Source organism: Vibrio sp. KUL80 (genome assembly GCF_059725495.1).
In genome coordinates this window covers 864,667-879,456 of the sequence record NZ_AP045841.1, presented here as the reverse complement: position 1 = coordinate 879,456, position 14,790 = coordinate 864,667, and the positions used below count along the sequence as shown (strand labels likewise).

Sequence of the window (14,790 nt, the reverse complement as noted above, 5' to 3'; positions counted from 1 at the left end):
TGCTTGGCGGAACCACTGGGATTTTGTCAAAATACAACCATTGTCACCAAATCAAGAAATTATGAAAACAGAACTTAACCTCTTGGAACGCAGCTACTCACTTTTTCGCTACCCAAAGCTTGCTAATGAGCAACTGCAAGCGTGGGACGCTGGCGACGAATACTTAATTCAGCACGTCGAAGACCTCGCGTTACCTAGCTCATCCAACATATTGATCCTCAATGACAGTTTTGGAGCCTTAAGTTGCTGGCTTTCTGATAAACACAATGTGACAACGGTGACCGACTCCTTTATCTCTACACAAGGAATCCTAAGTAACCTCGCGAATAACCAAGTTGATGGTGTAAAGCTATTACGCTCTACCGATGCCTTACCGGAAGACATCAATATTGTTTTGATGCAGATACCTCGCAACAACCGCTATCTCACATGGCAGCTAAACCAGTTAGCACTAACGTACGGAGACCGTTGTCAGCTCATCGCAGTCAACAAAGCAAAAGAGATCCATACCTCGACACTTAAGCTATTCGAAAAGTTTGGTGGCACCACCACGACATCGCTGGCATGGAAAAAGCATCGTCTAGTGTTTACTGCGCTATCTAAAAAAAGTGAAAGTGCTGTAGACGAATATACAAGTTGGCAAGTACCCGAACATGGGTTAACCCTAGCCAACCTACCTAATGTCTATTCTGGAGAAAGTCTCGACTTGGGCGCTCGCTTTATCCTAGAGCATCTCTCTGCGCTCGACGCTAATGACAAGGATGTTGTCGACCTTGGCTGTGGTAATGGCGTGCTTTCTTTGAAGTTAAAGAAGACGTTTCCGCAAGCACGAATCACCGCTGTAGATGAAAGCTACATGGCAACGGCTTCAGCGAAAAACAATTTTGAGATCAACCAGCTGCCAGATTCTGATTGCCAATTTGTCACCAACAACTGCCTTGATGGGTTCGATGCTGAATCTCAAGACCTCGTAGTCTGCAACCCTCCTTTTCATCAGCAGCAAGCGGTAACCGACCATATCGCTTGGCAGATGTTCTGTGATGCAAAGCATGTTCTTCGCTCTCAAGGGGAATTAATGGTTATCGGTAATCGCCACCTGGGCTACGATAAAAAATTGGCACGTCTATTTGGCAAGCATAACGTCAAGCGTGTAGCTTCCAACGCCAAATTTGTTATTTTACAGGCAACTAAGTAAAGTTTGGGTCATAGTTGCCTTATACAAATCGTGCACGAAATAAGAATTAGATATGATGCGGTGCAGGCACGTTTCGCGTCGACCGCAGCAAAGATAAAAGCTTAAGAAAATTTAGAGTGTGAAAAGGAATCATTAATGAAAAAGCTCGTTTTAGCGGCTTCCGTCGTTTTGCTTGCCGCATGTGCAAGCCCTCAACAAGAACAAGTGAATTTTGCTCCAAAAGCGACAACAAGCGCCGCTAAGGTCGTAGAAAACAAGTCGATGTCTTTATCGAGCAAAGATGTCCGTACAGCGCAATATGTTGCTCTACTTGATAACGGTCGCTCTAACATCACACCAGTCCACACTCGTCAAAATCTTCGTATCGGTATTGAGAATGCGCTCGTGAATCAATTCTCATCTCAAGGTTTCCAAGTGACTGTCAACAGTGAAAACGCACTGAACGTAGAAGTGCAAGAAGCGCTGGTGTCTGTAAAGCACACCGTTATGGAAAATGACATGACCGCGAACGTTGTTCTGGAACTGACGGCAGAAAATGCAAAAGGTAAGTTAGTGAAGACCTATACTGGAACAGCGAGTCGTTCTGGTTTGATGAGCGCATCTAATGATGACATCGAAACGGTACTGAACGACACCGTCAACTTGGTACTCAAAGAGATTGCCAATGATAAAGAACTTCAAGATTACATGAAGGAGCGTTTCTAATGCTGAGATCTATTGTCGCAACCCTAGCTCTAGTCGCCACCAGCGTGTTTGCTGGACCTAAGGTCGAAGTCGAAACCAACCTTGGTAGCTTTGTTATCGAACTCAATCAAGAGCAAGCACCGATTAGTGTTGAGAACTTTTTGAAGTACGTGGATGATGGCAGCTACGTGAACAGCCAATTTCACCGAGTTATTCCGGGCTTTATGGCACAAGGCGGTGGCTTTGACAAAGAGTTCAAGCGCCTACCAACTTACTCACCAATTGAGAATGAAGCTTCAAATGGCCTAGATAACGACACGGCAACAATTGCAATGGCACGCACACGCGATCCAAACTCGGCTACTCGCCAGTTCTTTATCAACTTTGTCGATAACGACTTTCTTAACTACAGCGTGACCAACCCAGGATACGCGGTGTTTGGTAAGGTTGTTGAAGGGTTCGATGTGGTTCAGAAAATGGGACAAAAACCAACTCGCAGCACGCGTGGCATGAGCGATGTCCCTTTGGACCCTATCATTATCACTAAAGTAGAACGACTAGCAGATTAATCCCTAACAAACGAGAGAGGCATGCCTCTCTCGTTTGTTTCTTACCTGCTTTCCCCACCTGCCAAACTCACAAGGAGCCCGTACGTGGAACAAAAAATGACCTGGCTGGACACAGTCAAAAGCTACTGGGACAAAAGACTGCTTTGGGTCTTTATGATGGGCTGCTCAAGCGGCTTCCCATGGGTGCTGATTGGCTCCAACATGTCTGGCTGGCTCAAAGACGCTGGGCTCACTCGTGCAGCTATCGGCTATTTTGGCTCCGTATTTGCGGTCTACGCAATTAACTTCCTTTGGGCTCCCTTAGTCGACAGGGTTAAACTTCCGCTACTTCACCGCTCTCTTGGACAGCGCAGAAGTTGGATATTCTTATGCCAAAGCTTTATTTTACTTGGCACTCTGTTTATTGCTGGCGTCAACCCAGCCGAAAATTTGATGTTCACATCGATGCTGGCGTTATGTATTGCGATTTCTTCCGCTACGCAAGACATCGCGATTGACGCATTTCGTATTGATACCTTCCCAAAATCAGAGTCAAACAAACTACCTCAAGCCTCTGCAATGGCAGTGATTGGATGGTGGACTGGTTATTCGCTGCCCGGCTACTTAGCGTTTATCAACGCGGACTCAATGGGTTGGAATGGCGTTTACTATGGTATGGCGGGTATCGTCGTCATTTTGATGCTGTTCACTCTGCTCGTGGGCGAGCCAAAAACTGATCGTGAAGCTCTGCAAGCTGCCGCAGAAGCGCGCCACAGCAAAGTGGTGTCAAATCGAGTGACGAGCTGGTTATCAGTAACCGTCGTGGAGCCTTTCTTGGACTTCTTCCGCCGCAACGGTGTACAAGTCGCAATCACGTTATTGTTATTTGTTTTCTTGTTTAAGATTGGCGAAGCCTTTCTTGGGCGCATGTCGATTACCTTCTACAAAGAGATCGGTTTCAGTAACGAGCAGATTGGCTACTACTCCAAACTCATCGGTTGGGGTGCGACCATCGCCTTCACACTCCTGGGTAGTATGGTTAACGTCAGGTTCGGTATCGTTAAGGGCTTAATGATAGGTGGTATCGCGATGAGTGCGAGTAACCTTATGTTTGCTTGGATCGCGAAAGTCGGCCCGAGTGAGCAATTGTTCTTAGCAACTATCATCGTTGATAACTTCACAACCGCATTCTCAACTGTGGCATTTGTTTCCTTCCTCACTGTTTTGACGGGGCAAGCCTTCTCTGCCACTCAGTATGCGTTATTGGCTTCCTTGGGTAACTTCGGTCGGACAACCCTAGCGTCATTTAGTGGAGAAATGGTGGACGCGCTCAATGATTGGAGTTTGTTCTTCATCATCACATCTCTGATGGTGATACCAAGCTTACTTATGCTCTACTCACTGCGTCACTATTTCAGCGACCTACTCGACAAAGCTAAACACAGCGACGAATCTGTAGCACCAGAAACTAAAACGGAAAGCTCCAACTAAGAAAAGCCCGCAACTGCGGCCTTTTCTAAACTGCGAACCTTACGGGTACATACCTTTACCGAATCGGTTAAAGATACGTGCCACACCCTGGGTGAATATCATTGGCTCGGTCAGAATCGATAAACACAAGCAATCTTGTGAAGCCGATGTTTGCGGCGCATGCTTCGTCTCGCCGTCTTCTCGAATGAAATCACCCGCTGCGTAAAAGCCATTTTCATCGCTAAAGCTGCCATGAAGGACAAGAGTCGATTCAAGACCTTTGTGAGTATGTTGAGGCACCTGTACGCCCTCACTGATATAAAGTAGGCTCACCTTGCAGTCTTCATCCAGGTCTATATTGGATGTAAACACTTTGCCGCCGTAACTCTTCCACTCGCCCATTCGCTCCACGAAGGGTTTGAGTGTTGCGGGCACTTTGAATGTCTTGCCGTTCACCTCAATCGAAGCGGCGGTACGCGCTCTCGGTTGGCTGTAATCCGCATCGAGCGTTGTGATGTCGTTCATCATATTCTCGAACACCAGAGCTAGCTCATTGTCGGAAATGGCGCCCTCAGTACCGGTAGCAACCAAATCTTCGGCAGCCTCTTCCTCAAACTTGGCCACAAGTTGACGGCAGTGAGAGCATGTCTCTAAATGCGTCGCAACGGCGGTAGCGTGAGCTGAATCTATATCACCGGTTGCAAATCGCTTGAGTAAGTCTTGTTCTGGGTGGTAGCTCATACTATTCCGCCTCCATTGAATGTCTTAATTTTTCTACTGCGAGTCTGAGACGGGACTTCACGGTCCCCAGTGGTATATCGAACATGTCGGCGACCTGCTGATGCGGTAGCTCTTCTAAATAGACAGCCCGTACGACTTCCCGCTGCGCCTTGGGTAACTCTTCCATGAACTTCAATATCTGCTCCTTGAGTCGATCAGTCTCTGGAGAGTAATGCTCGACAAAATCAGGCGGACAATAATCTGTTGGCCAGATATCGTCGGCGTGTACGTGCAACTCTTTACCTTTTTGCTTTCTGAGCATATCAAAACAGAGGTTCCTAGCGACTGTGTAAATCCAAGTCGAAAGAGAGCTCTTTGACCCGTCGAACAAATGCGCTTTTTGCCAAACCGTCGCCATGGTCTCTTGAACCATCTCGATGGCGACTTGCTCATTCCCCATGTGCTTAAAAGTGAATTGCTTTAACCTAGGGGAAAAGTAACTGAACACAGTGGCGAAGGCGCGTTTGTCACGCTGCTTTATCTTCTCCATACACTCTGCCCACTCTTGTTTGGTGAGCGCTTCTGGACTCTCTACTATCATGCTTACGTCCCTTGGGTTGATATGCCGTATTGCTCCATAACCTTCCATTCTACGCCATAAAGTTGGTTAGCGATCACCGCTCATTGCGCTTAGTGTCGCGTTTCTTCTTCAATGTCACCTGCTTTAAACGCTTGAGTCAAAAAATCGACCGCTACAGAGCAGTCAGGTTGTGTCACTAAGTGCTCAAAGTGGTTACAATCTAAAGGTAGCACCTCTAGCCAGCGTTGACTGACCCAAGCTGCGTCGTCGAAAAAGCGATGTAGGTAAAGCTCACCAATCTGCGGAAATTTCTTGTAGACATCTTGCAAACGCTCACCTAGGAACTGATTTTCATCACTAAGCTCTGCAGTATCCCAACCTTCTAACCAATCTACCGTCGCTTGCCTCAACCCATCGTCATCGGCTTCAACGTGCTTTACTCGAAACTTCTTGATGCCTGAAACGGTTATTCCCAACATGCCGTCATCTAAGGTCTCGAAATCGACGATACTCACGAACGTTCCGACAGCGGACACGTTTTTAGGCACCGCCCCTGCATCGCTACTGATTAGACAGACACCAAACCCAGATTCTCGTTTCAGACATTCAGTGACCATGCGTTTGTAGCGTGGCTCGAATATCCTCAAACGCATCTTCCCTTCTGGCAGCACCACCGAACGCAGTGGAAAAAGCATTATCTGTTTCATTTTCATTCCCTTTTTAACTACAGATGCTTCTACGCCCATCGAAAACAAACCGATCAGCAGGACTTTGTTAACTAGATAGATCAGTTGTTAACCATTCACAATATAAAATTGACTGTTTTGTGTACGTTTTATAGAAGTTCCCTTGAACCTTCCTTATTTGTGATGCCAGTCACAAACTTTAGTAAACGTTTGCGATGTTGCACATTTACTTTGCGACACAAATCGCTATCATGCCCACCCATCGGATGAATTCGCACGGAAAGCGATCAATTTACAGTACAACTTGAAGAGTAGTTCTCACTATGCGCAAATCACTTTTAGCTCTTGGCGTTGTTGCAGCAGTATCTGCAGTGCCAGCTTCAGCAGAATATCTATACGGTTTTGGTGGTGTTTATCTTGATCACCAGAGCTGGAACCACGGTCCTAACGCTATCCAAGATGGCCAAGACGGTAAAGGTCGTAACCAATTCGTTCTAGGTATCGAAGGTGGTGCAGGTTTCACTTGGGGTGAGCTATACGGTTTTTACGATCGTGAGAGCGTAGAGAAAAACTCTTCTGAGCAGAAGAACTCTTTTAAAGGTTCTGCTCACGTTTATCTAGGTGACACTGGCGTTTCTCTATACGGCCAGGTTTACCACCACGACAACCCATTCCAGAGTGAAACTAACCGCGTTCTAGGTCTTGGTTACACTGCGCTTTCAGGCGACAACTGGTTCTTCAAGCCTTGGATTGGTGTTCACGACATCACATCTTGGGACTCATTCAACAACGTAGATGATGGCATGAGCCAAAACATCAACGGTCGCAATGGCTACATGGCTGGTTGGACTGCACGTTATGGTTTCGAAGCATTTGGTCAAAACTTCTCGTTTGTAAACTGGAACGAAATCGAGTTCGACCGCAATGATGAATATGCTCGTGCGCAAGGTGGCAAAACCGGTCTTAACGGTGCATTGCTATTCAACTGGCACGCGACTGAGCACCTAACTGCTGCTATTCAATACCGTTACTTCCAAAACAAGCTAGGCGTTTACGGGTCTACTGGTTACGAACAGCACTACGGTGATGCAATCATCTACCGTCTACAATACAACTTCTAATTCTCTTCGTATTAGATGTTCGAAAAAATGGCGCTCAGGCGCCATTTTTTGTACCTAAAAATCACCTACTAAGCTTTCGACCAACCTAGCTAACTTTGCTATCCTTCTCGCTTCACTCATTACCCGTAGATAATTGTGAACATTACCATTCTAGGTCCTGGTGCCGTTGGTTCCTTGTACGCGTACAAACTTCATCTCGCTGGCCATGCTGTTTCTCTGTGGGGACGGACACCGTCTCGAAAAATCGATATAACTCTCGATGATGGGGAAAACATAGCGTTCAATAATCAGAGCCTTGAAGATCTAAAACACTGTGATCTTTTGATTGTTACCTTAAAAGCTTGGCAGGTACAAAGCGCGCTACTGCCGTTACTGACTCATCTCGATAATGACGCCATTATCCTGTTTTTGCACAATGGAATGGGTACTGTCGATACACTAGCAGATGAACTGACCGAACGGCCTGTACTACTGGCTACCAGTACACACGGTTCGCTCAAGGTGAATGCTAATACCGTTCACCACACAGGAAGCGGGCAAACACTCATTGGCGCTTGGAACGAAAAGGGTCAGCAGTGCCAGTTTGTCGCTGAGGTATTTGACCACGCTTTTGCACCGACGCATTGGCATAGCAATATCCAGCAAGCGCTATGGACTAAACTGGTCATCAACTGTGCCATCAATCCATTGACCGCAATACTTGACTGTCGCAATGGCCAACTAACAAACGAAAAGTATCGAGCGCAGCTAGCTGGTATCGTTGAAGAAGCCGTTTTTTGCGCGAACTTTGATGGGGTCAAGTTAGAGGCATCTACGATGCTCGACACCGTTGTGAATGTGGCACAATCTACGGCACAAAACTACTCGTCGATGCACCAAGACATTTATAATAAAAGACAAAGTGAAATCGATTTTATCAACGGTTATGTGGTCAATATTGCTGCAAAAAACAAAATCGATGTACCGAATAACTTATCTCTGTATCAAAAAATTAAGCAAATAGAAGCGAGCTGGAGTCATCATGACTAAAAAGGTACTTGTCCCTATCGCCCCAGGCACAGAAGAAATGGAAGCCATTACCATTATCGATATTATGGTGCGCGCTGGTTTTGAGGTTACCGTAGCTAGCGCCGACTTTGATGGCGCATTAACGATGAAAGCCTCTCGAGGAGTGACCCTCACTGCTGACTGTAAATTAGTTGATGTGGCCGACGACGAGTTCGACGTTATCGCATTGCCTGGCGGCGTCGGCGGTTCTGAAGTGTTTCGTGACAGCACACTACTGGTCGAGATGGTTCGCCAGCACAAGTACGATGGCAAGCTCATGGCGGCTATTTGCGCCGCGCCTGCTCTGGTTCTGCAGCACCATAAGCTTTACCCAGATGCCTTGATGACTTGCCACCCAAGTTTCAAATCCCATGTCCCTGAAAACCGTTGGCGTGACAAGCGCGTCACCATGGACATCAATCACAACCTGATTACCAGTCAGGGTCCGGGTACGGCACTTGAGTTCGCCGTCGAAATCATTATCGCCCTTTGCGGCAAAGAAAAAGCCTGGGAAGTGGCTGAGCCTATGGTGACTAACCCAACCCTGCATTACCACAAGATGGGAAAAAACGATGCTTGATATGCAGTCTATCCGCGCTCAGTTTCCGGCTATCGACGGAGAAACTGTCTATCTAGATAGCGCAGCCACCACTCAAAAGCCACAAGTAGTCATTGATTGCATCACTGACTACTATCGCAATCAAAATGCCAATGTCCATCGAGGCTCTCACTCACTAACAGCGATGGCGACAACACGATTTGAGAATGCTCGCGAGGCAGTGGCTCGCTTTATCAACGCTGACAGTGCTAAAGAGATCATCTGGACGCGTGGCGCAACCGAAGCCCTGAACCTCATCGCTCAAACGTATGCGCGCAGCACACTAAAGCCGGGTGATGAGATTCTGGTGTCTGAAATGGAGCATCACGCGAACATCGTCCCTTGGCAGATTGTGGCTGAGCAGACAGGTGCGAAAGTAGTAAAAGTGCCTATCGGCGAGCAGTGCCAGTTTGACTTAACCGCATTTGACTCGCTTATCAATAGCAATACCAAAATTGTCGCTGTCGCACAGGTGACCAACGTAACCGGTACTGCTCTGCCAATCAAAGATATCGTCGCCATAACGCGTGCAAAGAGTGAAGCGATTGTGATCGTCGATGGCGCTCAAGGTATTGTCCACCAGCCAACAGATGTTCAAGATCTCGATGCGGATTTTTACGTTTTCTCCGGACACAAGCTCTACGCACCTGCGGGTATTGGCGTCCTTTACGGAAAACTCGCCATCCTCGAAGCGATGCCGCCCTGGCATGGCGGCGGCAAGATGGTTGAAAAAGTCTCGTTTGAAGGCACAACATTCAGTCAACTACCTGGGAAGTTTGAAGCGGGCACACCAAATGTTGCCGGAGCACTAGCGCTGGCTTGTTCCATAGAATGGCTTGGTCAATATTCTAATAGTGAGCTCGAGCAGCACATTCATCACCTTCAACAGCTTGCCTTCGATGGATTAAGTCAACTCGACGACATAGAGATCATCGGTTTTCAACCCGGTGCGAGTGTCATCACCTTTGTCATGGATGGTGTTCATCACCAAGACTTGGCGACGCTATTGGATCAACAAAACATTGCCGTGCGCGCAGGTCACCACTGTGCCCACCCGTTGATGGATGCGCTTGGGGTAAAAGGTACCGTTCGCGCCTCCTTTGCTATCTACAACTCGGTGGAAGACGTTGAAAGATTTATCGCGGCAGTAAAGAAAGCCGTCGATATGCTCTAGATATATCACTTAGCGGGACATAAAAAACGGTGAGCACTCGAGGCGTTCACCGTTTTTTTATTGGTATTGTATGCGCTAGAGTTCGCTCATTGCTCGCTCGCGAATGGTTGCCACGATGGCTTGCAGACCATTGCCTCGAGATGGGCTGAGATGATTGATAAGGTTTAGCTGCTCGAAGTAGTGTGGCAAATCAAATTCGGTAATTTGCTGTGACGTTTTACCATTAAAGGCGGCAAGTACAATCGCAATCAAACCACGAACGATACGCGCGTCAGAGTCTGCTTGAATGTCCCAGTGCCCATTGTCACAGTTAAGCACCAACCATACTGAGCTTTCACACCCCGATACCAGCACCTTTTCTTGCTTTAAAGCCTCTTCCATCACAGGAAGCTTCTTACCCCACTGGATAACCTGACGATAGCGATCTTCCCAGCCTTTCAGCTCTGCCATTACAGCAACAACATCTTCTGCGTGAATTTCAGTACCAAACGGATTGCTTGCCATAATCAGCCCCTACTTCGCTGCGTATTTTTGAAGAATTTTTTCTACGATGCGAGATACCGCGACAAAGCCAAAGGTCGCCGTTACAACGGTTGCCGCACCGAACCCACTCGCACAATCCATACGCTTAGGTCCTTCAGCGGTTGATTTCACGCCACACACGCTGCCATCCGCTTGTGGGTATTTCAGCTGCTCAGTTGAAAATACGCAATCAATGCCAAACTTTCGAGCGGGGTTCTTGCTGAAATTATGATGACGTCGCAGGGTATCTTTGAGCTTTTTCGCTAATGGGTCTTGAATCGTCTTGGTTAAATCCGCGACCATGATCTGAGTCGGATCAACCTGTCCACCAGCACCACCTGTGGTGATCACCTTGATCTTATTACTGCGGCAGTACGCCAGCAAAGCCGCCTTGGGTTTGATGCTGTCAATCGCATCCAACACATAGTCGAAATCTTTAGAGATATACTCAGCAACGTTATCCGGCGTGATAAAGTCATCGATCAGATTCACTTTGCATTCAGAATTGATAAGTTTGACTCGCTCAGCCATCACTTCAATCTTGCTTTGACCCACCGTACCCGACATCGCATGGATCTGACGGTTAATATTGGTGACGCAAACGTCATCCATATCGATGAGTGTTAGCTCTCCAATCCCCGTGCGCGCCAATGCTTCTACCGCCCACGATCCAACCCCGCCAATACCGACAACACAGACATGTGCCGCTCGTAAGATATCGACCTCGCTGTGACCATAAAGTCGACGAGTGCCACCAAAGCGTTGGTTATAGCTATCAGAGGCTGGTTGGTTCAGTTCGCGCATGGGTTACCTTGCATTTTCCGAGTAAAAAAGAAGAGTGCGATTTATACGCACTCTTTTAGAAAAGATCAACTACGGCAGAGACTCCAAGCGCTAATTCGTCGCAGGGTCAGCCTGTGGTGTTTGGGTTTCTTCTGACTCGCCCCACGGATTTTCCGTTGCTGAGTTCTCAAGCCCTAACTTCCATACTCTGCCAAAGTGTTTGTAGTGTCCCGCCTGAGTACCAGCAAAATCGCCTATACCGTGGTAAAGGTCAAAGTGATTGCCTTTAACGGCACCACCGGTATCGAGAACAATCAGCAACCTCAGTTCATGTGCACCGCTCCATGTTCCATCTGCATTTAACAGAGGAACCTCAGCTAGGATTGGCGTCCCCATTGGGAACGCAGAGCGATCGCCCGCGACCGACGCCATCGGCAATAAAGGAATGCCTGCAGTACCGCGCACTGGGGCTGCGTCTAATGACTTAAAGAACACAAACGACGAGTTTTCTTCTAGTAGTGCTTGTACCGTTTTTTCATCTTGCTTCATCACCCAATCTTTGATCGCTTTGAGTGACATCTGCTCTCTTGGCACTTCTCCACGTTCGATAAGTACTCGGCCAATGCTCACATAAGCTTTATTGTTCTTACCTGCGTAAGCGAAATACTCCAGCGTGTCGTCATCACCGAAGTGTACAAAGCCACTCCCTTGCACCTCCATAATGAAAGGGTCGATAAGATTGTCTGCATAGCCAAGTTCTAGCCCTTGGCCATTGAGCGCACCACCATAGATTTCAGCGCGCGTTGGACACTCTTGTTGGCAATCTGGAAGTGAATAAACTGGGTACTTGAAGGTTTCATCAGGTTTGTGTCTAAGCTCCATAACCGGTGAAAAATAACCGGTAAACAGCACATTGCCTTTATTATCACCACCGCCTAATTGAGCAGCTTGTACACCATAGTTAGCAAGTTGCTTGGGATCGCCGCTTTGAACCGCCCAGGCTTCAAGCTGTTCATAGAGTGTCTGATAGGTTTCCGCCATCGAAGGAGAGGCTTTGACCACCTCATCGGCTTGCGCAGCAAAGGTTTGAAAACTACGAGGCTTGTTGGATTCAATCTGCTCGGTTTTATTGAGAAGGCTAGTGAACTCTCCGTCCTGATATTGCTGCGCTCGTTCTGTTTGCGCACAACCAAAAACCAGTAAAACGGAAGCTAGAGGCAAAATACGTTTGATCAAGTTAGTCATTCCTTATGTATCGTGCTTTCAGAATGGCAAACTCTATAATAAATCGCAATAAAACCGAGGGTTATCTCAGGTCTTTTTTGTGTTTTCCTGACAAAACGAACGTGGGCTTGTAGTGCGCTGGTGACAGCTGGCGAATTTCTGTCTTGTTTCTATCAAGAAACTGATAACGATATTCAGTGACGCCAACGTTAAACCAAAGTTCTGATGAAGACATCTCAAATGACGTCGCCACAACTCTGTTATTGATCACTACCCGGTTTTCTCCGAGCTCAAACGACTCTCTGGCAAACGGAGCGACATCTTTCTCCTGCCACAAGCCATACACCGCCGCTTTAGGGTTAATCTGTTGATGAACGCGACCAAATAGATCCTGATACAGACCAACCACCGCAAAGGTGCCCACCAGCGCGAGCAAGATTAATGTTCGCTCCAGCCATTTATTAGGTTTGACCGCGCTCTTTTGAGCCACATTCACGCTCACGCCGCTGACAATACTACTCTCTTTGCCGTCACTCATAATCTGCCTTTTTGTGCTTCCTTACTCATATTGTCACCTATGGTTTGCATGAGCAACCTCATCTCAACGCTTAATCAAAATTTTCCTTGCGCGCCCTTGAATAAAAAGTCATTATTTCAACATAAATAATCTCAGAGTAATTATTGTGAAGATCCGTAGTACCGCCTTAGTAAAAGGATTTCGGCAGTCCACTCCATACGTTAATGCACACCGCAACAAAACCATGGTTATCATGCTGGGCGGTGAAGCATTCACTGACAAAAACTTCACGAATATTGTGAGCGATATTGCATTGCTGCACAGCCTTGGTGTCAAACTGATATTGGTCCACGGCGCTCGCCCTCAAATTAATCAGCTACTCGAGAATAACGATTGTCATTGCCCTTATCACAAAGGGGTTCGAGTCACGACGGAGAAGTGTCTCGACTACGTTATGCAGGCCACGGGGCGTCTTCAACTTGATATCACCGCACGCCTCTCTATGAGCCTCAATAACACCCCAATGGCGGGCAACCAACTTAATGTGGTCAGCGGCAACTTCGTTATTGCTCAACCGCTGGGCGTAGATGACGGCATCGACTATTGCCACAGCGGTCGTGTTCGCCGTATCGATATTCAAGGCATTAACCAAGTTCTCGACCAGGGCTCTATTGTGCTGCTAGGGCCTGTGGCTGGCTCCGTGACCGGAGAAACCTTTAACCTTCTCTCTGAAGAAGTGGCGACCCAAGTCGCGATCAAATTAAATGCCGATAAACTGATTGGCTTTTGCTCTGAGCAAGGTGTACTTGATGAAGCAGGCAATGCCATTGCTGAGCTGTTTCCAAGCGAAGTCAATGAGCTTATTGAGAAATTTGAAGCCAATGAACTTGCTGACGAAGGTCAAAGCAGTGGCACGCTGCGCTTTCTGCGCGGTGCGCAGTCTGCGTGCCGAGCGGGTATTCCACGTTGCCACCTGATCAGTTACAAAATTGACGGTGCCCTTATCCAAGAACTGTTCTCTATCGATGGTATCGGTACTCAAATCGTCATGGCGAGCGCTGAGCAAGTCAGACAAGCCGATATTGATGATATCGGCGGCATCTTTGAACTCATTAGGCCGCTCGAGGAAAAAGGGATACTGGTCCGCCGCTCTAGAGAACAACTCGAGCAAGAGATACACCAATTCACCATCATAGAAAAAGATGGCTTAGTGATTGGCTGCGCCGCCCTCTACCCTTATCTGCAAGAGAAAATGGCAGAGATGGCCTGCGTTGCCATTCACCCCGACTATCGTGATGGTAACCGAGGCGTATTATTACTTAATCATATGAAGCAGCAGTCAAAAATGAAGGGGATAGAGCATATCTTCGTGCTCACCACCCATAGTCTGCACTGGTTTAGGGAACAAGGCTTCTTTGAAGTGGGTGTGGAGTCGCTGCCGATGGCCAAACAGGACTTATACAATTTACAGCGTCGTTCGAAAATACTCTCCGTCACCGTCTAGTAAATTGCGCTCAGATTCCATTGATGACGACAATTGGTTGTATGAAATCGATTGCCGTCATTAATTGGCACAAATTGTTTTACAACTCGCCAATAACTGTCTAAAATTCGCCCAAGTTACAGCAGTAAGTGTGACAGGACTCCCAAAAAGCAACAAGCTGGCGGGCAGTGCAAGGATTGCTAGGTGAACACCAAAACCCTAAGAGTGACATCTATGCGAACAGTTATTTGCAATTCTATTCAAAGCTTCTGGGACATGGCAGAAAACCACTTCCTAGAAGGACACAATGTCCATTGTGTCTTCCCTGTATCCGAAAAGGTCAAATCACTAATGAAGGTTTACCAAGAGCAGTATCGGATCAACGACATCACCTATTCCGAAGTCTTTAACTAGACATCGAGAATGCACTGCCATGGA

At 47.3% G+C, this 14,790-nt stretch carries 17 protein-coding genes; 10 read left to right on the top strand and 7 right to left on the bottom strand.

Annotated features, from left to right (window positions below; all coding sequences use genetic code 11):
• The first annotated feature begins 61 nt into the window (after positions 1–61).
• The 4 genes from AC6I8U_RS04000 (at position 62) to AC6I8U_RS03985 (ending at position 3,918) form a co-directional block, all read left to right on the top strand.
• Positions 62–1,195, top strand: coding sequence for a methyltransferase (locus AC6I8U_RS04000; protein WP_498017810.1), 1,134 nt, complete (start codon positions 62–64; stop codon positions 1,193–1,195).
• Positions 1,196–1,330: 135 nt separating this feature from the next.
• Positions 1,331–1,900 carry a YajG family lipoprotein gene (locus tag AC6I8U_RS03995; protein ID WP_498017809.1) on the top strand — a complete coding sequence of 190 codons (570 nt, stop codon included), beginning with the start codon at positions 1,331–1,333 and terminating at the stop codon, positions 1,898–1,900.
• Complete coding sequence (locus AC6I8U_RS03990) at positions 1,900–2,448, top strand: peptidylprolyl isomerase (RefSeq protein WP_128649990.1); 549 nt, start codon at positions 1,900–1,902, stop codon at positions 2,446–2,448. Before AC6I8U_RS03995 ends, AC6I8U_RS03990 begins: the two co-directional genes overlap by 1 nt.
• Positions 2,449–2,544: 96 nt before the next feature.
• Positions 2,545–3,918, top strand: a complete 1,374-nt coding sequence (locus tag AC6I8U_RS03985; protein WP_498018312.1) for an AmpG family muropeptide MFS transporter — start codon at positions 2,545–2,547, stop codon at positions 3,916–3,918.
• A gap of 39 nt (positions 3,919–3,957) precedes the next feature.
• Here the strand turns inward: AC6I8U_RS03985 and AC6I8U_RS03980 are convergent, their stop codons facing one another.
• From AC6I8U_RS03980 to AC6I8U_RS03970, 3 genes are all read right to left on the bottom strand, one after another.
• Entirely contained in the window at positions 3,958–4,638 is a 681-nt protein-coding gene (locus tag AC6I8U_RS03980; RefSeq protein WP_498017808.1) for a ChrR family anti-sigma-E factor, read from the bottom strand.
• 1 nt (position 4,639) lies between these two features.
• Complete coding sequence (locus tag AC6I8U_RS03975) at positions 4,640–5,218, bottom strand: RNA polymerase sigma factor (protein WP_498017807.1); 579 nt, start codon at positions 5,216–5,218, stop codon at positions 4,640–4,642.
• A gap of 89 nt (positions 5,219–5,307) precedes the next feature.
• Positions 5,308–5,904 carry an LON peptidase substrate-binding domain-containing protein gene (locus AC6I8U_RS03970; RefSeq protein WP_252012151.1) on the bottom strand — a complete coding sequence of 199 codons (597 nt, stop codon included), beginning with the start codon at positions 5,902–5,904 and terminating at the stop codon, positions 5,308–5,310.
• Between the two features lie 302 nt (positions 5,905–6,206).
• Between AC6I8U_RS03970 and AC6I8U_RS03965 the strand changes: the two genes are divergently transcribed.
• The 4 genes from AC6I8U_RS03965 (at position 6,207) to csdA (ending at position 9,823) form a co-directional block, all read left to right on the top strand.
• Positions 6,207–7,004 (top strand): outer membrane protein OmpK, encoded by a 798-nt coding sequence (locus AC6I8U_RS03965; RefSeq protein ID WP_498017806.1) that lies wholly within the window; start codon positions 6,207–6,209, stop codon positions 7,002–7,004.
• Positions 7,005–7,139: 135 nt separating this feature from the next.
• On the top strand, positions 7,140–8,033 hold the full coding sequence (locus AC6I8U_RS03960; protein ID WP_498017805.1) for a 2-dehydropantoate 2-reductase: 894 nt from the start codon (positions 7,140–7,142) through the stop codon (positions 8,031–8,033).
• The gene (locus AC6I8U_RS03955) at positions 8,026–8,631 is read left to right on the top strand and encodes a DJ-1 family glyoxalase III (RefSeq protein ID WP_128649992.1); all 606 of its coding nucleotides are present in this window, start codon (positions 8,026–8,028) and stop codon (positions 8,629–8,631) included. The genes AC6I8U_RS03960 and AC6I8U_RS03955 overlap by 8 nt, the downstream gene beginning before the upstream one ends.
• Positions 8,624–9,823, top strand: a complete 1,200-nt coding sequence (csdA, locus tag AC6I8U_RS03950; RefSeq protein ID WP_498017804.1) for a cysteine desulfurase CsdA — start codon at positions 8,624–8,626, stop codon at positions 9,821–9,823. Before AC6I8U_RS03955 ends, csdA begins: the two co-directional genes overlap by 8 nt.
• A 75-nt stretch (positions 9,824–9,898) precedes the next feature.
• Here csdA and csdE read toward each other — a convergent pair whose 3' ends face one another.
• The 4 genes from csdE to AC6I8U_RS03930 all read right to left on the bottom strand — a co-directional run bounded on the left by csdE (position 9,899) and on the right by AC6I8U_RS03930 (position 12,890).
• Complete coding sequence (gene csdE, locus AC6I8U_RS03945; protein ID WP_498017803.1) at positions 9,899–10,327, bottom strand: cysteine desulfurase sulfur acceptor subunit CsdE; 429 nt, start codon at positions 10,325–10,327, stop codon at positions 9,899–9,901.
• Positions 10,328–10,336: 9 nt separating this feature from the next.
• Positions 10,337–11,149 carry a tRNA cyclic N6-threonylcarbamoyladenosine(37) synthase TcdA gene (tcdA, locus tag AC6I8U_RS03940; protein ID WP_498017802.1) on the bottom strand — a complete coding sequence of 271 codons (813 nt, stop codon included), beginning with the start codon at positions 11,147–11,149 and terminating at the stop codon, positions 10,337–10,339.
• A 90-nt stretch (positions 11,150–11,239) separates the two neighbouring features.
• Positions 11,240–12,364, bottom strand: coding sequence for a murein transglycosylase A (gene mltA, locus AC6I8U_RS03935; protein WP_498017801.1), 1,125 nt, complete (start codon positions 12,362–12,364; stop codon positions 11,240–11,242).
• Between the two features lie 70 nt (positions 12,365–12,434).
• A complete protein-coding gene (locus AC6I8U_RS03930; protein WP_498017800.1) occupies positions 12,435–12,890 on the bottom strand; it encodes a DUF2850 domain-containing protein in 456 nt (151 codons plus the stop codon).
• Positions 12,891–13,035: 145 nt separating this feature from the next.
• Here AC6I8U_RS03930 and argA point away from each other — a divergent pair, with 145 nt between their 5' ends.
• Both argA and AC6I8U_RS03920 read left to right on the top strand, forming a co-directional pair.
• Positions 13,036–14,373, top strand: coding sequence for an amino-acid N-acetyltransferase (gene argA, locus AC6I8U_RS03925; RefSeq protein ID WP_498017799.1), 1,338 nt, complete (start codon positions 13,036–13,038; stop codon positions 14,371–14,373).
• A 213-nt stretch (positions 14,374–14,586) separates the two neighbouring features.
• Positions 14,587–14,766: a hypothetical protein gene (locus tag AC6I8U_RS03920; protein ID WP_042477542.1), complete on the top strand. Its 180-nt coding sequence runs from the start codon at positions 14,587–14,589 to the stop codon at positions 14,764–14,766.
• Positions 14,767–14,790: the final 24 nt, after the last annotated feature.